This window comes from Bacillus sp. ME78, from assembly GCF_903970865.1.
In the GTDB taxonomy this organism is placed as follows: domain Bacteria; phylum Bacillota; class Bacilli; order Bacillales; family Bacillaceae_G; genus Bacillus_A; species Bacillus_A cereus.
Window position 1 is genome coordinate 23,571 of sequence record NZ_CAJCKK010000025.1, and the last position, 25,841, is coordinate 49,411.

A 25,841-nucleotide genomic window follows, 5' to 3' on the forward strand; every position below is an offset into this window, starting at 1 on the left:
ATGCTTAATCGGAGTCTTTTTTCTTTTCGTGAGGTAGAAAAACAAGCTATTTACAATTGCGAGGAATCTCAGCAATTGCATCTAGGTGTATTGTAATATAAAATAGTTGAACAGGAGTTTAATTTATTATGGAGGTGCTATGTCTAGTATGAATACGAACGAAAGAATCGTGCCCCTCCTACCATTAAGAGGCGTTCTCGTATATCCAACGATGGTTTTGCATCTTGATGTAGGACGTGATAAATCGATACAAGCACTAGAGCAGGCGGCAATGGATGAAAATATCATCTTTTTAGCAATGCAAAAAGAAATGAATATCGATGATCCGAAAGAAGATGACATATATAGTGTAGGTACAGTGGCGAAAGTAAAGCAAATGCTAAAATTGCCGAACGGTACGCTTCGTGTCCTTGTGGAAGGTTTACATAGAGCAGAAGTAATAGAGTTTATCGAAGAAGAAAATGTAGTACAAGTGTCTATTAAAACGGTAACTGAAGAAGTAGAAGATGATTTAGAAGAGAAAGCTCTTATGCGTACGTTACTGGAGCATTTCGAACAATATATTAAAGTTTCGAAAAAAGTTTCAAATGAAACATTTGCAACGGTAGCTGATGTAGAGGAACCAGGGAGATTAGCTGATTTAATTGCTTCTCACTTGCCGATTAAAACGAAGCAGAAACAAGAGATTCTAGAGATTGTATCTGTAAAAGAACGATTACATACACTTATTTCAATTATTCAAGATGAACAAGAGTTACTTAGCCTAGAAAAGAAAATTGGGCAACAAGTGAAACGTTCAATGGAGCGCACGCAAAAAGAATATTTCTTACGTGAGCAAATGAAGGCGATTCAAACTGAACTTGGCGACAAAGAAGGTAAGGGTGGAGAAGTAGAAGAACTTCGTGAAAAAATTGAACAGTCAGGAATGCCTGAAGAAACAATGAAGGCTGCGCTGAAAGAATTAGATCGTTATGAAAAGTTACCAGCAAGTTCTGCGGAGAGTGGTGTTATTCGCAATTATATTGATTGGTTATTAGCGCTTCCGTGGACAGAGGCAACAGAAGATATAATTGATCTTGCTCATTCGGAAGAGATTTTAAATAACGATCATTACGGTCTTGAAAAAGTGAAAGAGCGTGTACTTGAATATTTAGCTGTACAGAAGTTAACGAATTCATTAAAAGGACCTATCCTTTGTTTAGTAGGCCCTCCTGGGGTCGGAAAAACTTCGTTAGCGCGTTCAATTGCAACATCATTGAATCGTAACTTTGTCCGTGTATCTCTTGGTGGTGTGCGTGATGAATCTGAAATTCGTGGTCACCGCCGTACATATGTTGGAGCAATGCCAGGACGCATTATTCAAGGTATGAAAAAGGCGAAAACAGTTAATCCAGTCTTCTTATTAGATGAGATTGATAAAATGTCTAACGATTTCCGTGGAGATCCATCAGCAGCATTACTTGAAGTATTAGATCCAGAACAAAACCATAACTTCAGTGATCATTACATTGAAGAACCATATGATCTATCGAAAGTTATGTTTGTAGCAACTGCTAATACACTTTCAAGTATTCCAGGTCCATTACTTGACCGTATGGAAATCATTTCGATTGCTGGCTATACAGAACTTGAAAAAGTACACATTGCTCGTGAGCATTTATTGCCGAAACAATTAAAAGAGCATGGCTTACGAAAAGGTAATTTACAAGTACGTGATGAAGCGCTTCTTGAAATTATTCGTTATTATACACGTGAGGCTGGTGTTCGTACGCTAGAACGCCAAATTGCAAAAGTTTGCCGTAAAGTAGCGAAAATTATCGTTACAGCAGAACGTAAACGTATCGTTGTGACAGAGAAAAAGATTGTTGATTTACTTGGTAAACACATATTCCGTTATGGGCAAGCTGAAAAAACAGACCAAGTTGGTATGGCAACAGGTCTAGCTTACACAGCAGCAGGCGGCGATACACTTGCAATTGAAGTTTCTGTAGCGCCAGGAAAAGGGAAACTAATTTTAACAGGGAAACTTGGGGATGTTATGAAAGAATCAGCACAAGCTGCGTTTAGTTATATACGTTCTCGTGCAGAAGAGCTTCAGATTGATCCGAATTTCCATGAGAAAAATGATATTCATATTCATGTTCCAGAAGGAGCAGTTCCGAAAGATGGACCGTCAGCAGGTATTACGATGGCAACGGCACTTATTTCTGCACTAACAGGTATTCCTGTAAGTAAAGAAGTAGGTATGACAGGTGAAATTACACTTCGTGGTCGTGTATTACCAATTGGTGGCTTAAAAGAAAAAACATTAAGTGCTCACCGCGCAGGCTTAACAAAAATTATTTTGCCAGCAGAAAACGAGAAAGATTTAGATGATATTCCAGAGAGCGTAAAAGAAAACCTTACGTTTGTGCTTGCATCTCATTTAGATGAAGTATTGGAGCACGCATTAGTAGGAGTGAAACAATGAAAGTAACAAAAGCAGATATTGTAATTAGTGCTGTTAAACCAGAACAATATCCAGACAGTGATTTACCAGAAATTGCATTAGCAGGTCGTTCAAATGTCGGGAAGTCTTCCTTTATTAATAAAATTTTAAATCGTAAAAAGTTAGTGCGTATTTCTTCTAAACCAGGAAAAACGCAAACGCTGAACTTTTTCTTGATCAATGAGATGATGCATTTTGTTGACGTTCCAGGTTATGGATATGCGAAAGTGTCTAAATCGGAGCGCGCGGCATGGGGGAAAATGATTGAAACGTACTTTACAACGCGTAAGCAATTAGACGCAGCTGTATTAGTAGTTGATTTACGTCACCAACCGACAAGTGATGACGTGATGATGTATGATTTCTTAAAGCATTATGAAATCCCAACAATTATTATTGCGACGAAAGCTGATAAAATCCCGAAAGGGAAATGGCAAAAGCATTTAAAAGTTGTAAAAGAAACGCTTGCTGTTGAAATTGGCGATGAAATCGTTCTATTCTCTTCTGAAACAGGACTTGGAAAAGAAGAAGCGTGGAAGGCAATTCATAAAATGACAAAAACAAAAAACGCGTGACGAATGTCGCGCGTTTTTTTCTTTATATAAGCTGTTAACGTACGTTTAATGTAACTTCAATATTACCTCGTGTTGCTTTAGAGTAAGGACATACACCGTGAGCCGCTTCTACAAGTTCTTGTGCTTCGCTATGTGAAACGCCAGCGACATGTACATCAAGCACGGCAGATAGGCCAAAACCACCATCTGTATCTTTTCCGATAGAAACGTGAGCGGTTACTTCTGTACTTTCTACTTTCATACGTTTTGTACGAATGACAAGTTGTAATGCACTATCGAAACAAGCTGCATAACCAGCTGCAAATAGTTGTTCTGGATTTGTTGCTTCTCCACCTGCACCACCTAGTGCTTTCGGCATTTTCACATCAAGATTTAATATGCCATCATCTGAAACTACTTTCCCATTTCTTCCACCTGTTGCTGTTACTGAAGCAGTATATAATTTATCCATATTTATTCCCCTTTTCCATCATTAATTGTTTTCATTGTTTCAATTAGTTTATTTAGTTGAATTAATAAAGAGCGATATTCTTGCTCTGTAATTCCTAAGTTTATAGCCATTGTTGTCGGTAATGAACAAGCCTTTTCCTTTAAATTTTTACCTTTTTCTGTTAATTCAATACAAACTTTTCGCTCGTCTTCTTTGGAACGAACACGTTTTACAAGTGTTAATGATTCCATTCGTTTTAACATAGGTGTTAACGTACCGGAATCTAAAAATAGACGTTCTCCAATTTCTTTTACTGTTAGTCCATCTTGCTCCCATAGTACGAGTAAAGTAATGTACTGGGGATACGTAATACCCATCTCTTCTAAATAAGGTCGATAAAAACGAGTAACCTCTCTAGAACAGGCATAAATAGAAAAACAAAGTTGGTTATCTAGATGCAAAGAGTCCTCTGTCATACATAACTCCCTTCTTATTAAGTTGTGCACAATTTAATTTTGTAAAATAAATATAACGAAAAAGAAATAAAATGTCAAATACATTGTATTGAGAAAGTGTTTGCTACATTTTGGAACAATCATACATATTTTCCTTCATGATGAAAGAAGATAGGAAAGATGATGTTATAATTTATATGGAATAGTTTCCATCACTTGATTATGAGGACTTTTTTTGGTAACGTACAAATAGAGTTATTAATTTATAATCATTATAAAGTAGAAGTTTTTTTATTAGTTTGCTGAATCTCCTTTATTACATACGGAGAATAATTAAAAAATAATCGGTTGTTCACACGATTGTCAGATTCATAAGAGGAAAGTTGTATTATGATAGTAGATAAAGTGATAAAACGGGTGAAGGGGGACATGCTGCGTGCATATTCTTGTTGTTAGTGTAAATTATCGAACAGCCCCTGTAGAATTTCGTGAGAAACTCACATTTCAGGCAGCAGAGCTAGAGCGAGCGATGACTACATTACAAAATCAAAAGAGCGTGTTAGAGAATGTCATTGTATCAACTTGTAATCGCACTGAGATTTATGCTGTTGTCGATCAATTACACACGGGACGGTATTATATTAAGAAATTTTTAGCTGATTGGTTTCAGCTTGAAATAGAAGAAGTCGCACCATATTTAACTATTTTTGAACAAGATGGTGCAATAGACCATTTATTCCGCGTAACGTGCGGTTTAGATTCTATGGTAGTGGGAGAAACACAGATTTTAGGCCAAATAAAAGATAGCTTTTTAGAAGCACAACAAGTTAAAGCAACAGGCACAATTTTTAATGAATTGTTTAAGCAAGTCATTACATTAGCAAAACGTGCCCACTCAGAAACAACAATTGGTGAAAGTGCGATGTCTGTTAGTTATGCTGCTGTTGAGCTTGGAAAGAAAATATTTGGCGAGTTAACGGATTGTCACGTGCTTATTCTTGGTGCTGGTAAAATGGGCGAACTTGCACTACAAAACTTATATGGAAGTGGTGCTCGTAAAGTAACAGTTATGAATAGGACGCTTTCGAAAGCAGAAGTAATGGCTGAGAAATATATGGGACATGCAAAATCGTTAAGCGAATTACAATGTGCATTATTAGAAGCAGATATTTTAATTAGTTCAACTGGTGCATCAGAGTATGTCATTACGAAAGAGATGATGACAAAGGTGGAGAAAATGCGCTCTGGTCGTCCTTTATTTATGGTTGATATTGCAGTACCACGTGATATTGATCCAGCGATTGATGAGTTAGAAGGTTCTTTCTTATATGACATTGATGATCTGCAAGGAGTAGTGGAAGCAAATCGTGCTGAGCGTTTGAAAGAAGCGGAGAAAATTCAATTTATGATTGAAGAGGAAATTGTTCTATTTAAAACGTGGTTAAGTACACTTGGTGTTGTTCCGTTAATAGCAGCTCTTCGTGATAAGGCACTTGCAATCCAAAGTGAAACGATGGTAAGCCTAGAGCGAAAAATACCAAACCTTAGTGATCGTGAGAAAAAAGTTATTAGTAAGCATACGAAAAGTATTATTAATCAATTATTAAAAGACCCAATTTTAGTAGCAAAAGAAATAGCTGCTGAAGAGGGAGCGAGCGAAAAACTAGCGTTATTTGCAAAGATTTTTGATTTAGAAACGGAAGAAGTAGAGAGTCGTGCGGAAGAAGTAGAACATAAAAGAGTGTGGACACCATCCGTTCCATCTTTATAATTTGGAAGGATGATCGGATGAGTTTTTTAAATAACAGTATTATTTATCATATTGCAATTATTTTATATGCTTGTAGCATTAGTTTATATTTTATAGATTATTTCCAAAGTAACCGAAAGGCGAACCGATTTGCTTTTTGGTTACTTTCGATTGTATGGGTATTGCAGTCTATTTTTATGTTGCTTAGGGCGACAGATTCAGAAACGAATCCCATTTTAACTTTATTATCAGGGATTTATTTTTATGTTTGGTTATTGATTACGATGTCGTTAGTCATAAATCGATTTATGCGCGTTGACTTTTTAGTCTTCTTTACAAATGTTGTTGCATTTGGCGTAAGCGCTTTTTCTATTTTTACACCGCTCGGAAAGATGTCGCCAGTACTTGCAGAGCAATTAGTTTCAGAACTTGTATACGTGCATGTTGGAATGGCGATTATTTCTTATGCAACGTTTACGGTATCGTTTATTTTTTCTATTATGTATTTACTGCAATATCGCCTATTAAAAAAGAAAAAGTGGAATGCGAGATTAAGAAGGTTAGGGAATTTACCGAAGCTTGAATCTACGTCTTACGGATTAAATTTATTTTCTGTTCCATTTTTCTTACTAGCAATTTTATTGGGGTGTATATGGGGATATACAAAATTGGACAATTTCCATTGGTATGATACGAAAGTAATCGGATCTTTTGTCGTTCTATTTGTGTATTGCACAGGTTTATATTTACGAGCGGCAGATGTGTTGCAAGGTAAGAAAATTGTACAGTGGAATATCGGATCGTTTCTCGTAATGCTAGTAAACATTTTTCTATTAAGCAGTTTATCCAATTTCCACTTTTGGTATTTATAATGAGGAGAGAGAATTATGCGCAAAATTATTGTAGGGTCACGAAAGAGTAAACTAGCATTAACGCAAACAAACTGGTTTATTGATCAGTTAAAAGCGCTAGGTCTACCATATGAATTTGAAGTGAAAGAAATTGTCACAAAAGGTGATGTTATTTTAGATGTTACTCTTTCAAAAGTAGGCGGAAAAGGCTTGTTCGTTAAAGAAATTGAGCATGCGTTACTTACGAAAGAAATCGATATGGCTGTACATAGTATGAAAGATATGCCGGCTGTACTTCCAGAAGGTTTAATGATTGGCTGTACACCAAAGCGTGTTGACCCTCGGGATGCTTTTATCTCAAAAAATGGAGCATCGTTTAAAGAGTTAGCGGAAGGTGCTATTTTAGGTACGAGTAGTTTAAGACGTAGTGCACAGCTACTCGCTGCGAGACCAGATTTACAAGTGAAGTGGATTCGCGGGAATATCGATACACGTTTACGTAAATTAAAAGAAGAAGATTACGATGCGATTATTTTAGCGACAGCTGGATTACAAAGAATGGGCTGGGATGATGAAGTTATTACAGAACATTTAGATGAAACGTTATGTGTACCTGCTGTAGGACAAGGTGCATTAGCGATTGAATGTCGTGAGGATGATAAGGATTTATTGCAATTGTTAGCGCATATTAATGATGCGATAACAGAAAGAACAGTGGCAGCGGAGCGAGTATTTCTTCATAAACTTGAAGGTGGATGCCAAGTTCCAATCGCTGGATATGCAACCCTTACAGAAAACGATGCAATCGAATTAACAGCTCTTGTCGGCTCTATGGATGGCTCTGTTTTATTAAAAGAGACAGTAGTGGGTACTAATCCTGAAGAAGTAGGATTAGAGGCCGCGGACCGTTTAATTAAACAAGGCGCCAAAGAACTCATTCTTGCTGCAAATAAGGAGCAACAATAAATATGAACGCTCTCGCTGGAAAAACGGTATTGATTACACGTGCCCAGCATCAAGCGAAACAAATGAGTGTAGCAGTGAAAGAAAAGAGCGGAATTCCATTGGAAATTCCGCTTTTGCGTATGGAAGGTATGTCTCATAGGCAAATTCAACATATTGAAGAGCAGCTACATTCATACGACTGGGTTATTTTTACGAGCAGAAATGGTGTAGCTTTTTTTCTAGATAGTTTAAAAAAGAAACTACCACTAACCATTAAAATCGCTGCGGTAGGTGTGAAAACAAAATTAGAGTTAGAAAAAAGGGGCTATCAAGTTCATTTTGTCCCGAATTCATTTGTTGCAGAAGCATTTGCCGAAGAGTTTCTAAAAGAATTAAATGGAAACGAACGTATTTTATTTCCAAAAGGCAATTTAGCAAGAGATGTAATACCAGTTAAACTGCGTGAAATTGGTGTTTCTCTAGATGAGTTGATCGTATACGGTACGAAAGTGAATGTAGAAAAAAAGCAAGAGCTTATAGCAGCGTTGAAGTTAGGAGAAGTAGACATTATTACATTTACGAGTCCTTCAACTGTTACTAGTTTTGTTCGTTTACTTGAGGGTGCAAACTGGAGAGAATGGACAAAAAAATGTACAATTGCTTGTATAGGACCTATTACGGAAAAAGAGGCAAGTCGTTATTTTCCGTCTGTTATTGTGCCGAAAGAGTACACTGTAGAAGCATTACTACAATGTGTTTGTGAATCTATAAAATGAAAGAATGGGGATAGAAATCTATGAACTCTTTACAATTTAATCGTCATCGTCGTTTAAGACAAAGCGGGGGCATGCGTGCGCTTGTGCGTGAAACGTTTTTACATACGGAAGATTTTATTTACCCTATTTTTGTATTAGAAGGTGAAAATGTTCGTAATGAAGTTCCTTCTATGCCAGGCGTATATCAAATTTCTTTAGATTTATTGCAAGCTGAAATGCAAGAAGTTGTTGATTTAGGTATTCGTTCTGTTATTGTATTTGGTTTACCTGCTGAAAAGGATGAAGTTGGATCATCAGCATATTGTGATCATGGAATTGTACAACGTGCTATTCAGCAAATTAAAGGTGATTTCCCTGAGCTAGTAGTAGTCGCAGACACATGTTTATGTCAATTTACAAGCCATGGTCATTGCGGTGTAATTGAAGATGGTATTATTTTAAATGACGAGTCTCTTGCAGTTCTTGCGAAAACAGCTGTAAGTCAAGCGAAAGCAGGAGCGGACATTATTGCGCCATCAAACATGATGGACGGCTTCGTAACAGCAATTCGCCATGCATTAGACGAAAATGGTTTTGGACACGTGCCAGTTATGTCGTACGCTGTGAAATATTCATCAGCATTTTATGGACCATTCCGTGATGCTGCGCACGGTGCACCGCAATTTGGTGACCGTAAAACATATCAAATGGATCCGGCAAACCGTATGGAAGCATTCCGTGAAGCAGAATCAGATGTAATGGAAGGTGCAGATTTCTTAATCGTAAAACCAGCTCTTTCTTACTTAGATATCGTTCGTGATGTGAAAAATAACTTTAATTTACCAGTTGTCGCTTATAATGTAAGTGGTGAATATTCGATGATTAAAGCGGCAGCGCAAAATGGCTGGATTAATGAAAAAGAAGTTGTTCTTGAAAAATTAATTAGTATGAAACGTGCAGGAGCAGACTTAATTATTACGTATCATGCGAAAGATGCAGCAAAATGGTTACAAGAAGGAGGCGCTAAATAATGAAAAAGTTTGATAAATCGATTGCGGCGTTTGAAGAGGCACAAGACTTAATGCCTGGTGGCGTAAATAGCCCGGTTCGTGCTTTTAAATCTGTTGGGATGAATCCGTTGTTTATGGAGCGTGGAAAAGGCTCTAAAGTATATGATATTGATGGGAATGAATACATCGACTACGTATTATCATGGGGGCCTTTAATTCATGGTCATGCAAATGATCGTGTTGTAGAAGCGTTAAAATCTGTTGCTGAAAGAGGTACAAGCTTCGGTGCACCAACAGAAATTGAAAATAAATTAGCAAAACTTGTTATTGAGCGCGTGCCATCAATTGAGATTGTGCGTATGGTTAACTCTGGAACGGAAGCAACAATGAGTGCACTACGTTTAGCTCGTGGTTATACAGGTCGTAATAAAATCTTGAAATTTATTGGTTGTTACCACGGTCATGGTGATTCGCTATTAATTAAAGCTGGTTCTGGTGTGGCGACTTTAGGTTTACCAGATAGTCCTGGTGTACCAGAAGGTGTAGCGAAAAATACGATTACAGTAGCTTATAACGATTTAGAAAGCGTAAAATACGCGTTTGAACAATTCGGTGATGATATTGCTTGTGTAATTGTAGAACCAGTAGCAGGAAATATGGGGGTTGTTCCTCCGCAGCCTGGATTTTTAGAAGGTCTTCGTGAAGTAACAGAACAAAACGGTGCATTGCTTATTTTTGATGAAGTAATGACAGGGTTCCGAGTAGCTTATAATTGTGGCCAAGGTTATTATGGCGTAACACCTGATTTAACATGCTTAGGTAAAGTAATCGGTGGTGGTTTACCAGTAGGAGCATACGGTGGTAAAGCAGAAATTATGCGCCAAGTTGCACCAAGCGGACCGATTTACCAAGCTGGTACTTTATCAGGTAATCCACTTGCAATGGCAGCAGGTTATGAAACGTTAGTACAGTTAACGCCAGAATCATATGTAGAATTTGAGCGTAAAGCTGAAATGTTGGAAGCTGGATTACGTAAAGCAGCTGAAAAACATGGCATTCCACATCATATTAACCGTGCAGGTTCTATGATTGGTATTTTCTTTACAGATGAGCCCGTTATTAATTACGATGCAGCAAAATCTTCAAACTTAGAATTCTTTGCGGCTTACTATCGTGAAATGGTAGAACAAGGTGTATTCTTACCGCCATCTCAATTCGAAGGTTTATTCTTATCGACAGCACATAGTGACGCAGATATTGAGGCGACGATTGCAGCAGCTGAAATTGCAATGTCAAAATTAAAATAATGTATTAGAGAAAAATCGCTCTCCATAAGGGGAGCGATTTTTTTTTATTCATAAAGTAAGCTTTCCCTACATAAATCTGTAATGACATATAGTTTGGGAGGGGGAAAAGAAGTGGCTGCAGATCATTCGTTACGATTTTCATTAAAAGAATCTGTTTGGTTCCAAAAGGGACAGGAAGTCGATGAACTTTTGTCAATTTCGTTAGATCCAGACGTTGAGATAGAAGAGCTTGATCATGAAGTAATCGTGAGAGGGCAATTAGATTTAACGGGAGAGTATGTTGCACGAAAAGATGATTCGGCGTATTCATTAAGAGAACTATCGCCAGCAAAGTCAATTGATTATGTAGAAACAAGGGAAGATGGGGTTAATGAACTTGTTCATTCCTTTCCGCTTGAAATATCAATTCCGAGAAATCGAGTGAAAGTAATTGAAGAGCTATATGTATCAATTGAGGAATTTGATTATGAATTAAAGGAAAATGGTTGCTTACAATTATTAGCGGATATATCTATTACCGGTTTGTGTGATGAAGAGAGAAACGAGGATGAAGCTGAAGAGGAAGAAACGGTGTATGCCGAGTTAGAAGAAGATTCAGCGCAAGAGGATGAAAATAGACCGGCGCCGCATGTAGAAGAACCAGCATATAAGGAATCAGATGAGTGGGAAGATTACGCATTTGAACCGTTCCAATTAGAGGAAAGAAAAGAGCAGGAATTAGAAGAAGAGAAGATAGAGGAACATGAATTTGTGGAGCGTGAAGAGGAGCAAGAAACAACGCCGCAATTTGAATTGTTTGGGCGAAAAGATTTCAAGAAAGAAAAAGCGAAAAAGCAGGAAGAACAAGAAGAAGAGTACTCACAGCGAGATGAAAATGCGCTTTATTTAACAAAACTATTTACGAAAGAACCGGAAGAAGAATTTACAAAGTTAAGAATGTATTTCGTGCAAGAAGGGGATACAATTGAATCTATTGCAGAACGTTATGAAACGTCTGTGCAAAATGTGTGCCGTGTCAATCAAACAGAAGATATATTTTTAAATACGGGGCAAATTATTTATATTCCCGTTTCAAGGGTAAAGGCGAAATAAGGAAGTGAGTGTTTTCACTCGCTTCTTTTCTTAGAGGCTATGTTTTGAATAGAAAGGGTTATTCGTATGGATATTGAATTACGAAATCACTATGAACCTATCGTGAGGCAATATAGATTGGATACGCAGCATATGGAAGAGCACGGAAGCGTAATGAAAATTTATACGAATCAAGGTCCATATGCACTCAAGAAAATAGAAGGCAGAAAGTTAGAGCGGAATAATTTTCTGCATCATATTCAATATTTGAAGGAGAAAGGTTTTTCAAATTATGTACCTATATACCACGCGACGGATGGAAATTATATTTTAAGTGACGGGACGTATAATTATTATTTAATGCCTTGGTTAGAACGTGCAGAAGGAAACGGCGAGGATAATGATCAATACCATAAAATGTTTCAGACACTTGGAACGTTGCATCAAAAAACTGTGAAGGAAGAAACATATACGGAAGAAGATTTAGAAAAACATTATACAACTATATCCGATCGCTGGGAAAATGATGGTGAGATGTTAGAAGAGTTTCTCGTAGAATCTGAATCAAAATGGTATATGTCCCCGTTTGAATTACAATATTGTACGTACTATCATCATGTAATGAGAGCGCGTGAATTTGCAACGAAGCAATTAAATGAGTGGAACGATGCGATGAAAGAAAAAGAGAAAACACGTATTACTTTTGTGCATGGTAACGTGTCACTTAATCATTTTTTATTTGACTATGAGCGAAATGGCTATTTTATTAGTTTGGAAAAATCGAAGTTTGCAACGCCTGTGCAAGATATAGTAGGTTTTTATTCACGGTCTTTAAACACATATCCAATCGCAAGAAGTGATCGGTTTGAATGGTTTCAAATGTATCAAAAAAATTTCCCTTTTACGAAAGAAGAGCAACTACTTATGTTTGCGTATATGACGTATCCATCGCAATTTATTCGGCAAATCCAGTCTTATAAGAAAAGAAGAGATAATCGCAACGAGGAAAATGAACTGCGCGGAGTAAAGAGTTTGCAACAATCGCATTGGCTCGTTAGCAATATAGAATATTTCCTGTCACAATTACAAGCTGCCCAGCAAGGGAACGGGTAAAGTAAAACTTTAATCAGCGGGTGGCTCCAACCTAACTTCTTTGTTTTAGCTGAATTTTGAGGTGGGGTCTTATTGCCCGCAAATAGCGGGATAAAGAAGATAAGTAGAGAATGCTACTTATCTTCTTTATATTCACCCGAAAAGTCATAGTTTTAAATTTATCTTGACGAATAAGGTTTCGTTTTTTACACTATTGTATATAATAATTAACAATCATATAAATGCCTTGAAGGGGAAGAGTATAACATGAAACGTCTTCAGAGAGGAGAATCAGTAGCTGGGAGATTCTCTAGATAGTTATGTTAGAAGGTAGCCCTGGAGCATCTTTTCTGAACAGAATAGTTCTCATTAGGAAAAGACGGATTTGTCCGTTATCAAATTAAGAGTATAAGCAAATTATGAATTTGTTTGTAAATAAAGGTGGTACCGCGATGTCCCTCGTCCTTTTTGGATGAGGGACATTTTTTATTTTAAGGAGGGAAAATAATGTCAAACACGGAAAAGAATTTACCAACTAAATATGATCATATGTCCGTTGAAGAAGGCCTTTATCAATGGTGGCTTGAAGGCAAATATTTTGAAGCAACAGGAGACGAGAAGAAACAACCGTATACAATTGTAATTCCACCTCCGAACGTAACTGGTAAGTTACACTTAGGTCATGCTTGGGATACAACTCTTCAAGATATTTTAACTCGTACGAAGCGTATGCAAGGTTACGATGTGCTATGGCTTCCAGGAATGGACCATGCTGGTATCGCAACACAAGCGAAAGTAGAAGGAAAACTTCGTGAAGAAGGTATTTCACGTTACGATCTTGGCCGTGAGAAATTCCTTGAAAAAGCTTGGGAGTGGAAAGAAGAGTACGCTTCTCACATTCGTCAACAATGGGGGAAAGTCGGTTTAGGACTAGACTATTCTCGCGAACGTTTCACATTAGACGAAGGTTTATCTGATGCGGTTAATAAAGTATTCGTTCAATTATACGAAAAAGGCTTAATTTACCGCGGTGAATATATTATTAACTGGGATCCAGCAACACGCACAGCTCTTTCTGATATTGAAGTAATTCATAAAGAAGTTCAAGGTGCATTCTACCATATGAACTATCCGTTAACAGACGGTTCAGGTCACATTCGCCTTGCTACTACTCGTCCAGAAACGATGCTTGGTGATACAGCGGTAGCAGTTCATCCAGAAGATGATCGTTACAAACATTTAATCGGAAAAACAGTTACACTTCCAATCGTAGGCCGTGAGATTCCGATTATTGCTGATGAGTACGTAGAAAAAGACTTCGGAACAGGCGTTGTAAAAATTACACCAGCTCATGACCCGAACGACTTTGAAGTAGGTAACCGTCATGACTTACCACGCATCTTAGTAATGAACGAAGATGGATCGATGAACGAAAAAGCTGGTAAATATAACGGTATGGATCGTTTCGAATGCCGTAAAGAATTAGTGAAAGACTTACAAGAAGCTGGCGTATTAGTAGAAATCGAGCCACATATGCATTCAGTAGGTCATAGTGAGCGTAGCGGTGCAGTTGTTGAGCCTTACTTATCAACACAATGGTTCGTAAAAATGGCTCCACTTGCTGAAAAAGCAGTAGCGCTTCAACAAAAAGAAGAAGAAAAAGTAACGTTCGTACCAGAGCGTTTTGAAAACACATATTTACGTTGGATGGAAAATATTCATGACTGGTGTATTTCTCGTCAATTATGGTGGGGACACCGTATTCCAGCTTGGTACCATAAAGAAACTGGTGAAGTATACGTAGGTACAGAAGCACCAGCAGATATTGAAAACTGGAATCAAGATAACGACGTACTTGATACATGGTTCAGTTCAGCGCTATGGCCATTCTCAACACTTGGTTGGCCAAATGAAGATTCAGCAGACTTCAAACGTTACTATTCAACAGATGCACTAGTAACGGGTTATGACATCATCTTCTTCTGGGTATCTCGTATGATTTTCCAAGGTTTAGAGTTTACAGGCGAGCGTCCATTTAAAGATGTATTAATTCACGGTTTAGTTCGTGATGAGCAAGGTCGTAAGATGAGTAAATCTCTTGGTAACGGTATTGACCCAATGGATGTTATCGAGAAGTACGGTGCAGATGCAATGCGCTATTTCTTATCAACAGGAAGTGCACCAGGTCAAGATTTACGTTTCAGCATGGAAAAAGTAGAATCTACTTGGAACTTCATTAATAAAATTTGGAACGCATCACGTTTCGTATTAATGAACATGGATGATATGAAGTATGAAGAAATCGATTTAACTGGTGAAAAATCAGTTGCAGATAAGTGGATCTTAACTCGCTTAAACGAAACAATCGAGAGTGTAACACGTAACATGGATAAATATGAGTTCGGTGAAGCTGGTCGTTCATTATACAACTTCATTTGGGATGATTTCTGTGACTGGTACATTGAGATGGCGAAACTGCCACTATACGGTGAAGATGAAGCAGCTAAGAAAACGACTCGTTCTATTTTAGCTTACGTATTAGATCAAACAATGCGTCTATTACACCCATTCATGCCATTCGTAACAGAGAAGATTTGGCAACATTTACCGCATGAAGGCGAGTCTATTACAGTAGCTGCGTGGCCAACAGTTCGCGAAGATTTACAAGATACGGAAGCTGCGGCAGAAATGCACCTTCTAGTTGATATCATTCGCTCTGTTCGTAACATTCGTGCAGAAGTAAATACACCAATGAGCAAAAAAGTTCAAATGCAAATTAAAGCAAAAGATGAGGCTGTACTTGCTCAACTTACGAAAAATAGCTCTTACATTGAGCGTTTCTGTAACCCAAGCGAATTAACAATTCAAACGGACTTACAAGCGCCAGAAAAAGCAATGACTGCAATCGTATCAGGTGCAGAGTTATTCTTACCGTTAGCTGATCTTATCAATCTTGATGAAGAGAGAGCTCGTCTTGAGAAAGAACTTGAGAAGTTCGATAAAGAAGTAGAACGTGTACAGAAGAAACTTTCTAACCAAGGTTTCGTAGCGAAAGCTCCTGCAGCGGTTATTGAAGGAGAGCGTGCGAAAGAGCAAGATTACCTAGAAAAACGCGAAGCAGTTCGTCAACGTCTAGCAGATCTTGAAAAGTAAAAATATTTTTAGAGACTCACTATATTGGTGAGTCTCTTTTCTTTGCGTATAATAGAACTATGAAAGTTGTCTTTTGAAAGGGGAAAAGCATACGTGATACATACATACGAAGAAGCGATAGGGTGGATTCATAGCCGATTGAAATTTGGTATTAAACCAGGATTAGAAAGAATGAATTGGATGCTAGAAGAGCTCGGAAATCCAGAGCGTCATATAAAATGTGTTCATCTTGCTGGTACAAATGGAAAAGGTTCAACGTTAACATATATGCGTTACATGTTAGAAGGCGCGAAATATAAGGTAGGAACGTTTACCTCCCCTTACATCGAAACATTTAATGAACGCATTAGTGTGAATGGAACACCAATTGCAGATGAAGAGATTACTGAACTCGTAAAGATGGTAAAACCAGTCGTGGAAAAACTAGATGAAACGGATTTAGGGGAAGCGACTGAGTTTGAAATTATTACTGTTATGGCAATTTGCTATTTCGGTAAAGTCAATTTCTGTGATGTTGTTTTATTTGAAACAGGGCTCGGTGGACGTTTTGATTCTACCAATGTTATACACCCTGTTCTCACGATTATTACGAATATCGGTCACGATCATATGCATATTTTAGGGAATACACTAGGAGAAATTGCATATGAAAAGGCGGGGATTATTAAGTCTGGTGTGCCGGTAATTACTGGTGTAAAAGATGAAGAAGCTTTGCAAGTCATTCAAAATGTTGCAAAGGAAAACCATGCAAACTTATACGAACTTGGCAAGCATTTTACAGCGTTACATAAACAGTCTAACGAAGATGGGGAACAGTTTGATTTTACTTGTCCTCTTACCGCATTTGAAGATTTGCAAATCTCAATGAAAGGTATTCATCAAGTAGGAAATGCAGCGCTAGCACTTATGGCAGTAATGTATGTAAAAACATATTTATCATTTTTAATTGAGGAAGAGGGAATAAGAACGGGATTACGGGAAGCGTATTGGATTGGGCGCTTTGAAAAGCTACAAAGTAACCCGGATATTATTATAGATGGTGCTCATAATCCAGAAGGTATCGAAAGCCTTGTGAAGACAGTAGAAGCGCATTACAAAGATAAAAATGTAATAGTTTTATTTACTGCCCTTGGTGATAAACAATTGCATAACATGGTAGGCCGATTAGAAACCATTGCAGATGAAATGATTTTTACAACATTCGCCTTTGATCGTGCTATTTCTGCAGACAAGCTTGCATCATACTCACAAAAAGAATCAAAATTAGTTTTTGAAAATTGGAAAGAGGCAATTGATACAAAAGTTGAAATGATAGGGGAAAATGATGTTTTTATCATAACAGGTTCTCTTTATTTCATTTCTGAAGTTCGAAAATATATTCGAGAGAAAAACTAGATAGTCTTTGCTATCTAGTTTTTTTGTTCTACAAATGAAGTCAAATGCATACATATAAGATAAATATATAGGGTTATTTGGCGAATTCCTCTGACAAATATCTCGTTTTTTTGTGAAATGAATATGATATGATGCGGACAACGATAAGAGGTGAGGTGTGAGTGTATGGACAAGCAATCACGAACGATCTCAGTGAAAGTGAATGGAACAGAAGCGAAGTATGAGGAAAAGAAGAAAGATGAATTTGAATGGATGGTAGTAGAAAGTGAACGACCTAAAAATGTTGTTCCGTTTCAAAAAGCGAAATCAGTGTCTGTGGAAAAATACCGAAAGAAGTGGAGTAATACATTAATTGCAATCGTTGCAACCGCAATTATTATCGGTACGGCGTTTGGAATGGGGATGCTTCATTTACTTACTGGACAAGGAACAACAGGAGGAAGTGAAGTAACTGCTTCAAGGCCGACTGGAAATGGAGAATCAAAGGTGGGTGGAACGGCAGAACAAACACCAGCACCGAAAGAAGAAAAACAAAAGGCGCAGACAGGAACGTCATTGGATCCGATGAAATTATTTTTTGTTCAAGGGGGGCTTTATTCTTCTGAAGAAAAGGGACAGGCAGCTCTTGAAGAATGGAAAGGCAATGGGGGCATTGGTGCTTTGAGACCGAGCGGGGATAAGTATGCAATAGTTGTTGGTATTGCTAGCGATGAACAGGCTATAAATCAATTAATGACTAAGTATAAAAATGATGGTGTCTCCGTTTTAAAAAAGAACTGGGATATAACAGATAAAGCATTGCTGAAAGATGATAAAGAAGTAGGAACATTTTTAACAAAAGTGCAGCCATTATATACTCATTTAGCAAAATATGCTTCTAGCGTACAAGTTGGTGGAAAAAGCAGCGCAAAAGATATAGAAGTGATTGAAAAAGAATGGAAAGCGATTGAAAAAGAAGGGAAAAGTATGAAGCGAGAAGAAGCAAAGAAACTGTATATGTATACGTCGGTAGCTGTACAAACAGTAAAAGATGGGAAAATGGATAAGGAATCTTTGGCGAAATTAAATCAAGTTATTATTGATGGCTTACTCTCGTATGAAAAAATTGTTTCGTAGAAAGTGAAATGATAGGATAATAAAATGAGTAAGAAAGAAGTACATGTACTTCTTTCTTTTCTTTTGAATTTAGAGCAAAGTGCTTTCTCTATGACAGGAATATAATCGTATGCAATAAAGAAGTGTTATTTTTAGTTAGAGAAATTAATATTTCTTTCATTTGTGGGCAAACTATTCCTTTGATACGATTGATATAAATTGTTCTGCTTCATGTGAGAAAGGAAGGAGAAAATATGAAAAAAATAATTTTAGCTTCAGGGTCACCTCGGAGGAAGGAATTGCTTGAGTTAGCTAGCGTACCATTTGAAATCGTTGTAAGTGAAGTAGAGGAAACAATTGGTGCATATTCATCGCCTTCTGATATTGTAATGTCGCTTGCCTTGCAAAAAGCATCAGCGGTTGCAGAAAATAATAGTGATCACATTGTGTTAGGTGCAGATACAATTGTTACATATGAGTCGCGTATCCTTGGTAAGCCTTCTAATGAGGATGAGGCGAAAGAGATGTTACAATTACTATCTGGGAAAACACATGAAGTGTATACAGGTGTTGCGATTATATCAAAAGAAAAAACGGTTACTTTTTATGAGCGTACAGAAGTTACGTTTTGGGAATTAACAGAAGAGGAAATTGATACATACGTCGCATCGAAAGAACCTCTTGATAAAGCAGGTAGTTATGGGATTCAAGGTAAAGGGGCTATTTTCGTTCAACATATTCAAGGGGACTACTATAGTGTAGTTGGCTTACCAATTGCACGTCTCGTTCGAGAATTAAAACAATTTGATATTGATGTAACCCATGCGTAAAATTGCATGGGGTTTTCTTTGAGAGAACAAATAAAGGGGTGGAGAGATGAACGGTATTCGTGATGTTGTAAGAGAAGAACAACCACGGGAGCGTTTATTGTCAGAAGGTGCTGGAAGTTTATCAAATCGAGAGCTCCTCGCAGTGTTACTCAGAACAGGTTCTAAAGAAGAAACAGTTTTAAAGTTGTCAGATAAAATTTTACACCAATTTGATGGCTTACGTATGTTGAAAGATGCAACATTAGAAGAGCTAATTAGTATACATGGTATTGGGATTTCAAAGGCATCGCAACTTATGGCAGCCTTTGAGCTAGGCAGAAGAATGGTACGTTTAGAATATCAAAATAGATATAGTATTCGAAGTCCAGAAGATTGTGCGAAATACATGATGGAAGAAATGCGCTTTTTACAACAAGAGCATTTTGTTTGTTTATATTTAAATACAAAAAATCAAGTTATACATAGGCAAACGATCTTTATTGGAAGTTTAAACACGTCAATTGTACACCCAAGGGAAGTTTTTAAAGAAGCCTTCCGTCGTGCAGCAGCCTCTATCATATGTCTTCATAACCATCCCTCAGGAGATCCCACGCCGAGCCGTGAAGATATTGAAGTAACCAAACGCTTAGTAGAATGCGGCCAGATTATCGGAATTGAAGTGCTTGATCATATTATAATAGGTGACCATAAATTCGTGAGTTTAAAGGAAAAAGGTCATATTTAAGACTATGCTTTTTACTTATTTTGTTTTATAATGTGATTTATGAGTTTTTTGTAGAAATTTATCTACAAAAAGGATAAAGATATAAAAAACGTACTGTTTTTATAATATAAAGTAAGAAAAAATGAGTCCGTGAAAACAAGAAAGGAAGATAAATAATATGTTTGGATTTGGTGGATTTACTCGCGATCTTGGAATAGACTTAGGAACTGCGAACACGCTTGTATATGTAAAAGGAAAAGGTGTAGTTTTACGTGAACCTTCAGTAGTTGCGTTACAAACTGATACGAAACAAATCGTTGCTGTAGGTAGCGATGCAAAACAAATGATTGGTCGTACACCAGGGAACGTTGTGGCACTTCGCCCGATGAAAGACGGTGTAATTGCTGATTATGAAACAACTGCAACAATGATGAAATATTACATTCAACAAGCTCAAAAATCAAACGGTTTCTTCTCACGTAAGCCGTATGTAATGGTATGTGTACCATCTGGTATTACAGCTGTAGAAAGACGTGCAGTAATCGATGCGACTCGTCAAGCGGGTGCTCGTGATGCTTATCCTATCGAAGAGCCATTTGCAGCAGCAATTGGTGCAAACTTACCTGTTTGGGAACCAACTGGTAGTATGGTTGTTGATATCGGTGGTGGTACAACAGAAGTTGCAATTATTTCTTTAGGTGGTATTGTAACAAGCCAGTCAGTTCGTGTTGCTGGTGATGATATGGACGATTCAATCATTCAGTACATTAAGAAAAGCTATAACTTAATGATTGGTGAAAGAACAGCTGAAGCATTAAAATTAGAAATTGGTTCTGCAGGCGAGCCAGAAGGTATCGAGCCTATGGAAATTCGCGGTCGTGATTTAGTAAGTGGTTTACCAAAAACAGTACTAATTCAGCCAGAAGAAATTGCAGATGCATTAAAAGATACAGTAGATGCGATTGTAGAATCAGTTAAAAATACGTTAGAAAAAACGCCACCTGAATTAGCGGCTGATATTATGGACCGTGGTATCGTATTAACAGGCGGCGGGGCATTACTACGTAATTTAGATAAAGTAATTAGTGAAGAAACGAAAATGCCAGTTCTTGTTGCAGAAGATCCATTAGATTGCGTAGCAATTGGAACAGGTAAAGCATTAGACAATATCGATCTTTTCAAAACTGCTGCTCGATAATATTGCAAAATAAAAATCAGTGAAATTAAGAGGGTGTGAACGTGCCACAGTTTTTCTTAAACAAAAGATTAATTGTTTTGTTGGTTAGTATTATTCTTCTCGTGGCATTGATTGGAATCTCATTGAAAGAACGGAACAGTTTAACATGGCCAGAGCAGTTTGTTAAAGACACTGTCGGTGTTGTAGAACGTGTATTCCAAAAGCCAGCGAAATACGTAGCTGGATTCTTCGAAAATGTAGAGGATGTAAAGCGCACGTATGAAGAGAATAAAGAATTAAAAGCAAAATTAGATAATTATGCAGGTCTATCAGGGAAAGTAAAACAACTAGAAGATGATAACAAGAAGCTACAAGAGCTAACTGGTAAAAAAGAGTTAAATAGCGGGTATACTGAAATTCCAGCTACTGTTGTTTCTCGTAATCCAGATAAATGGTACGATTTAATTGGAATTGATAAAGGGGCACAGCAAGGAATTAAAAAAGATATGGCTGTAGTAACTTCACAAGGGTTAGTTGGAAGAGTGAAAAGTGTATCTCAGTTTACATCATCAGTAGAATTACTAAGTTCTATGAGCCGAACAAATCGCGTTTCTGCTATTGTACAAGGGCAAGAGAAAATCTTTGGTTTGATTGAAGGTTATGACAAAGAAAAACAATTACTTCTTTTCACAAAGATTGGCTCTGATGCACCGGTAGAAAAAGATCAACTAGTTGTAACATCTGGACTTGGTGATATTTTCCCGAAAGGTCTTGTAATTGGAAAAATCGTTGATGTTCAGCCGGATGCATATGGCTTAACAAAAACAGCTTATGTAAAACCTGCCGCTGATTTAAATGACGTAGAGCATATTACGGTTGCTAAACGTGCAACACCTTCAGCGCCATTAGAATAGGAGGAGAAGAAGAGATGATGAAGATATTAAAAAGAGCAGCTCTTCCTCTTTTGCTCCTTTTTGTGTTTCTATTTGAAAATATGTTTGCTACTGTTGTTCCAACGGATGTGTTTTGGAAAGACAGTATAGCAGCACCGCATTTCTTTATAATCGTCTTATGTTTTATTACAGTGTATTATAGTCCGGTCCAAGGGATTTATTACGGACTATTATTTGGCTTCTTATTTGATACCGTATACACAGAACTTGTCGGGATATATATTTTTGCTTATCCGATTTTAGCTTATTTAGTTTATAGTGTGATGAAAGTATTACAATTGAATTTATTTATTGTTGTTTCTATCATATTAGCTAGCATTGTAGCACTAGAGTATTATGTGTATGGATTCTTAACTTTGTTAGGACGTACTCATATGCCAGCGCATGTCTTTTTCACAGATCGTCTCCTTTCTACTTTATTGTTAAATGCTATTTTCTTATTGATAGTTTGTTTCCCACTGAGACGATATATAGTGCGTCTTTCAAAAGCGATGGAAGAAAAAGAAAAAAGGATTTTCTAATTTTATGTCGAATTGAATCGGTGGGGTGAACTTTAGTGGAAGAAAAAAAGCAACAAAATGTAACGATAAAAGGGACAAAAGATGGGATAACGCTTCATTTAGATGATTGTTGTTCATTCTCAGAATTATTGATGGAATTAGACGAAAAACTTTCTACACATTACTACGATGGTGATGGGCGCTCTTTAATTGAAGTGCATGTGAAAGTAGGAAATCGTTATTTAACAGAAGTCCAACAAGAAGAGATTCGTACGTTAATTCGTAATAAAAAGAATCTTGTTGTGGATTCAATTGAAAGTGATGTTATCACTAAAGCAGAAGCAATAGCTTGGAAAGAAGAAACAGAAATTGTCCCTATTTCCAAAATTGTTCGCTCTGGACAAGTTTTACATGTAAAAGGAAATTTGTTGTTAATTGGAGATGTTAATCCAGGCGGAACGGTTATCGCTGGGGGGAATATTTTTGTCGTAGGATCATTAAGAGGAATTGCACATGCTGGGTATTATGGGGATTCAGATGCTGTAATCGCTGCATCTGTTATGAACCCGATGCAACTTCGAATTAGTGATGTGGCAATGCGGGCTCCGGAAGAGAAAGAAGACGGAGCGGAGGCGGCAGAATGTGCGTATATTAATGAGAACAATCACATTGTTGTCGATCGCCTGCAACTTCTCACTCATCTTAGACCTAATTTAACAAAGTTAGAAAGGGGAATTGTATAGCTGTGGGAGAGGCAATAGTAATTACATCTGGAAAAGGCGGAGTAGGTAAAACTACTACATCTGCGAACATTGGTACGGCCCTAGCGTTATCTGGAAAGAAAGTGTGCTTAATTGACACAGATATCGGTCTTCGAAATTTAGACGTAGTAATGGGGCTGGAAAATCGTATTGTATTTGATCTTGTTGATGTCGTTGAAGGGCGTTGCCGTTTACCTCAGGCTCTTATTAAAGATAAACGTTTTGATGATCTTTATTTATTACCTGCAGCACAAACGAGTGATAAATCAGCGGTAACACCTGAACAAATGGATGAATTAATACAAGTATTACGTCAAGATTATGATTACATATTAATCGATTGTCCTGCGGGGATTGAGCAGGGATTTAAAAATGCGGTAGCTGGTGCGGATAAAGCAATCGTTGTTACGACTCCAGAAGTATCCTCAATGCGCGATGCGGATCGTATTATTGGGCTTTTAGAAAAAGAGGATATTGAACCACCGAAACTTGTTATTAACCGTGTACGTAGTCATATGCTTCATGAACAGGATATGTTAGATGTTGATGAAATTGTACGTACATTGTCAATCGAGCTTCTTGGTGTTGTCGAAGATGACGATGAAGTTATTCGAGCTACAAATACAGGTGAACCTGTGGCGTTGCAACCAAGCGGAAAAGCAGCGTTGGCTTATCGTAATATTGCTAGACGCTTGTTAGGTGAGAATGTACCATTACAAGCATTTGAACAAGAAAAGGTATCGGTATTTGCAAAGGTGAAAAACTTCTTTGGAATCCGTTAAGAGCACTTCGCACATATGCGAGGTGCTTTCTTTTTTCTTCACACGAATATCTTTCTTTCTTAGCTCATACATATGTACAAACTGTATACAACTGTTTCTATTGAAATTAGCTTAACGAAAGAAAGGAGACAGTATGAAGAATAGACGCGTAGAAGAAATTAAAAAGCGGATTGCAAAAAGGAAGGCCGAGCAAGAAAGGATGGAGGAAGAGCAGTATTTTACCGGAGGGAATTTTGATAGCGAAACAGTATTTATTGAAGATGGAGAAAAGGAAATGCATCCTTTATTTCGAAAGGAAGTCTTTTTCTTCAAAGTTTTATTATCGGCAATATTAGTTCTTTCGGTTGCTATTTTATATAAGAATGCTCCTTCTTCATTCAATGGAGCTAAAGCTGTTACAGAAAAAGTGATGAAAGAGGAATTTCAGTTTGCTACTGTAGCGAAATGGTACGAAAAGCAATTTGGAAAACCGCTCGTATTCTATTCGCCAAACGAGAAAAAAGAAGGAAGTATTCAGCAAAAAGATTATGCAATTCCCGCTTCTGGAAAGGTAATGCAAGGGTTTCAAAAAAATGGCCAAGGTGTATTTGTCCAAACAGCTACAAATGCAACGGTTGAGTCAGTGAATGAAGGATTAGTTGTTTTTGCGGGTAAGAAAGAGGAACTTGGAAATACAGTTCAAATTCAACATGCAGATGGTACGGAGTCATGGTATGCAAACTTAAACGATATGTCAGTGAAATTATATGATTACGTTTCAAAGAAACAAAAAATTGGAACGGTGAGTAATGATACAAATGATAAAAATGGAAAGTTTTATTTCGCGATAAAAAAGAATGAAAAATTTATTGATCCGATCCAGGTGATATCATTTGATTAAATATAGAGACGTTTTGACGAAAATTTCCGTGCATCCATTATTTTGGGTTATTATTGTCATTGGTATTTTTACTGCACGTTTTAAAGAGTTACTACTGTTATTTTGTATCGTTCTTATTCATGAACTTGGGCATGCTATTGCAGCAGCACACTATAATTGGCGTATAAAAAGAATTCAGCTTTTGCCGTTTGGTGGCGTGGCCGAGCTTGAGGAACATGGTAATAAGTCATTGAAAGAGGAACTTGTTGTCGTAATTGCAGGGCCGATTCAACATGTTTGGATGATGCTGGTAGGTTATATGTTGTTTGAAGCCGGTTGGTTGAATGCAGATTTATATTATTTCTTTATGTGGAATAATATAATTATTTTAGCGTTTAATTTACTCCCTATTTGGCCGTTAGATGGCGGGAAAGTATTGTTTAATATACTATCATATCGTTTTCCTTATTTACAAGCACATGAAAAGATGATGAAATTGTCATGTGTTTTTTTTGGTGTAATATTAGGATGGCAGTTGCTCTGGAATAGTAACAATATTATGATGTGGGTACTACTCATATTTTTGGCAGTGTCGTTATATCAAGAGTGGAAACAAAGACGGTATGCATTTATGCGTTTTTTATTAGAACGTTATTATGGAAATAAAAGAGGGATTGAAAAGATTGCACCTATTGAAGTGCAATCAGAAGATCATTTATATAAGATATTCACAAAATTTCGTAGAGGATATAAGCATTCTATTATCGTCCGTGGAAAATATAAAGAGCATTACACATTGGATGAAAATGAATTGCTCTATGCATATTTTACTGAAAAACGAACAACCTCATCAGTTGAAGAATTAATCGGTTAGTGTTGACGATAGCACTAACCTTTTATTATT

General features: G+C 37.2%; 24 protein-coding genes and 1 other annotated feature. Of the genes, 22 read left to right on the plus strand and 2 right to left on the minus strand.

Annotation, left to right across the window (positions count from 1 at the left end):
* Nucleotides 1–139 precede the first annotated feature (139 nt).
* Both lon and ysxC read left to right on the plus strand, forming a co-directional pair.
* Entirely contained in the window at nt 140–2,470 is a 2,331-nt protein-coding gene (gene lon, locus H6481_RS21845) for an endopeptidase La (protein WP_000097288.1), read from the plus strand.
* Nucleotides 2,467–3,063 carry a ribosome biogenesis GTP-binding protein YsxC gene (ysxC, locus tag H6481_RS21850; protein ID WP_000869118.1) on the plus strand — a complete coding sequence of 199 codons (597 nt, stop codon included), beginning with the start codon at nt 2,467–2,469 and terminating at the stop codon, nt 3,061–3,063. The genes lon and ysxC overlap by 4 nt, the downstream gene beginning before the upstream one ends.
* 34 nt (nt 3,064–3,097) lie before the next feature.
* Here ysxC and H6481_RS21855 read toward each other — a convergent pair whose 3' ends face one another.
* Together H6481_RS21855 and H6481_RS21860 are read right to left on the minus strand one after the other, a co-directional pair.
* Nucleotides 3,098–3,514, minus strand: coding sequence for an organic hydroperoxide resistance protein (locus H6481_RS21855; RefSeq protein ID WP_000359774.1), 417 nt, complete (start codon nt 3,512–3,514; stop codon nt 3,098–3,100).
* 2 nt (nt 3,515–3,516) lie between these two features.
* Nucleotides 3,517–3,969, minus strand: a complete 453-nt coding sequence (locus H6481_RS21860) for a MarR family transcriptional regulator (protein WP_182813216.1) — start codon at nt 3,967–3,969, stop codon at nt 3,517–3,519.
* Nucleotides 3,970–4,384: 415 nt separating this feature from the next.
* Here H6481_RS21860 and hemA point away from each other — a divergent pair, with 415 nt between their 5' ends.
* From hemA to spoIVFB, 20 genes are all read left to right on the plus strand, one after another.
* Nucleotides 4,385–5,719, plus strand: a complete 1,335-nt coding sequence (gene hemA, locus H6481_RS21865; protein ID WP_000547865.1) for a glutamyl-tRNA reductase — start codon at nt 4,385–4,387, stop codon at nt 5,717–5,719.
* A 17-nt stretch (nt 5,720–5,736) separates the two neighbouring features.
* On the plus strand, nt 5,737–6,570 hold the full coding sequence (gene ccsA / locus H6481_RS21870) for a cytochrome c biogenesis protein CcsA (protein ID WP_000009005.1): 834 nt from the start codon (nt 5,737–5,739) through the stop codon (nt 6,568–6,570).
* Between the two features lie 15 nt (nt 6,571–6,585).
* Nucleotides 6,586–7,515, plus strand: coding sequence for a hydroxymethylbilane synthase (hemC, locus tag H6481_RS21875; RefSeq protein WP_016080168.1), 930 nt, complete (start codon nt 6,586–6,588; stop codon nt 7,513–7,515).
* A gap of 2 nt (nt 7,516–7,517) precedes the next feature.
* Nucleotides 7,518–8,270: a uroporphyrinogen-III synthase gene (hemD, locus tag H6481_RS21880; RefSeq protein ID WP_053563601.1), complete on the plus strand. Its 753-nt coding sequence runs from the start codon at nt 7,518–7,520 to the stop codon at nt 8,268–8,270.
* A 20-nt stretch (nt 8,271–8,290) separates the two neighbouring features.
* Nucleotides 8,291–9,280, plus strand: coding sequence for a porphobilinogen synthase (hemB, locus tag H6481_RS21885; protein ID WP_001087056.1), 990 nt, complete (start codon nt 8,291–8,293; stop codon nt 9,278–9,280).
* Nucleotides 9,280–10,566 carry a glutamate-1-semialdehyde 2,1-aminomutase gene (hemL, locus tag H6481_RS21890; RefSeq protein WP_000712942.1) on the plus strand — a complete coding sequence of 429 codons (1,287 nt, stop codon included), beginning with the start codon at nt 9,280–9,282 and terminating at the stop codon, nt 10,564–10,566. Before hemB ends, hemL begins: the two co-directional genes overlap by 1 nt.
* Before the next feature lie 81 nt (nt 10,567–10,647).
* Nucleotides 10,648–11,658 carry a stage VI sporulation protein D gene (gene spoVID, locus H6481_RS21895; RefSeq protein WP_003271973.1) on the plus strand — a complete coding sequence of 337 codons (1,011 nt, stop codon included), beginning with the start codon at nt 10,648–10,650 and terminating at the stop codon, nt 11,656–11,658.
* A gap of 66 nt (nt 11,659–11,724) precedes the next feature.
* On the plus strand, nt 11,725–12,750 hold the full coding sequence (gene ysxE / locus H6481_RS21900; protein ID WP_000350660.1) for a spore coat protein YsxE: 1,026 nt from the start codon (nt 11,725–11,727) through the stop codon (nt 12,748–12,750).
* Nucleotides 12,751–12,967: 217 nt separating this feature from the next.
* Nucleotides 12,968–13,199, plus strand: a binding site (T-box leader).
* Between the two features lie 37 nt (nt 13,200–13,236).
* Entirely contained in the window at nt 13,237–15,882 is a 2,646-nt protein-coding gene (locus H6481_RS21905; protein ID WP_000072222.1) for a valine--tRNA ligase, read from the plus strand.
* Between the two features lie 93 nt (nt 15,883–15,975).
* Entirely contained in the window at nt 15,976–17,277 is a 1,302-nt protein-coding gene (locus tag H6481_RS21910) for a folylpolyglutamate synthase/dihydrofolate synthase family protein (RefSeq protein ID WP_182813218.1), read from the plus strand.
* A 165-nt stretch (nt 17,278–17,442) separates the two neighbouring features.
* A complete protein-coding gene (locus tag H6481_RS21915; protein WP_000361016.1) occupies nt 17,443–18,393 on the plus strand; it encodes a hypothetical protein in 951 nt (316 codons plus the stop codon).
* Between the two features lie 233 nt (nt 18,394–18,626).
* A complete protein-coding gene (locus H6481_RS21920; RefSeq protein ID WP_097961108.1) occupies nt 18,627–19,202 on the plus strand; it encodes a Maf family protein in 576 nt (191 codons plus the stop codon).
* A gap of 46 nt (nt 19,203–19,248) precedes the next feature.
* Nucleotides 19,249–19,926, plus strand: coding sequence for a DNA repair protein RadC (gene radC, locus H6481_RS21925; RefSeq protein WP_053563605.1), 678 nt, complete (start codon nt 19,249–19,251; stop codon nt 19,924–19,926).
* A gap of 157 nt (nt 19,927–20,083) precedes the next feature.
* Nucleotides 20,084–21,103 (plus strand): cell shape-determining protein MreB, encoded by a 1,020-nt coding sequence (mreB, locus tag H6481_RS21930; RefSeq protein WP_000466736.1) that lies wholly within the window; start codon nt 20,084–20,086, stop codon nt 21,101–21,103.
* 41 nt (nt 21,104–21,144) lie between these two features.
* A complete protein-coding gene (gene mreC / locus H6481_RS21935; protein WP_001135487.1) occupies nt 21,145–21,996 on the plus strand; it encodes a rod shape-determining protein MreC in 852 nt (283 codons plus the stop codon).
* Nucleotides 21,997–22,010: 14 nt separating this feature from the next.
* Nucleotides 22,011–22,556: a rod shape-determining protein MreD gene (mreD, locus tag H6481_RS21940; RefSeq protein ID WP_000975765.1), complete on the plus strand. Its 546-nt coding sequence runs from the start codon at nt 22,011–22,013 to the stop codon at nt 22,554–22,556.
* 35 nt (nt 22,557–22,591) lie between these two features.
* Nucleotides 22,592–23,278, plus strand: coding sequence for a septum site-determining protein MinC (gene minC, locus H6481_RS21945; RefSeq protein ID WP_000391521.1), 687 nt, complete (start codon nt 22,592–22,594; stop codon nt 23,276–23,278).
* Nucleotides 23,279–23,280: 2 nt separating this feature from the next.
* Complete coding sequence (minD, locus tag H6481_RS21950; protein WP_000503309.1) at nt 23,281–24,078, plus strand: septum site-determining protein MinD; 798 nt, start codon at nt 23,281–23,283, stop codon at nt 24,076–24,078.
* A gap of 133 nt (nt 24,079–24,211) precedes the next feature.
* A complete protein-coding gene (spoIVFA, locus tag H6481_RS21955) occupies nt 24,212–24,958 on the plus strand; it encodes a stage IV sporulation protein SpoIVFA (RefSeq protein WP_029443366.1) in 747 nt (248 codons plus the stop codon).
* Nucleotides 24,951–25,811 (plus strand): stage IV sporulation intramembrane metalloprotease SpoIVFB, encoded by an 861-nt coding sequence (gene spoIVFB / locus H6481_RS21960; RefSeq protein WP_000599064.1) that lies wholly within the window; start codon nt 24,951–24,953, stop codon nt 25,809–25,811. Before spoIVFA ends, spoIVFB begins: the two co-directional genes overlap by 8 nt.
* The last annotated feature ends 30 nt before the right edge of the window (nt 25,812–25,841 follow it).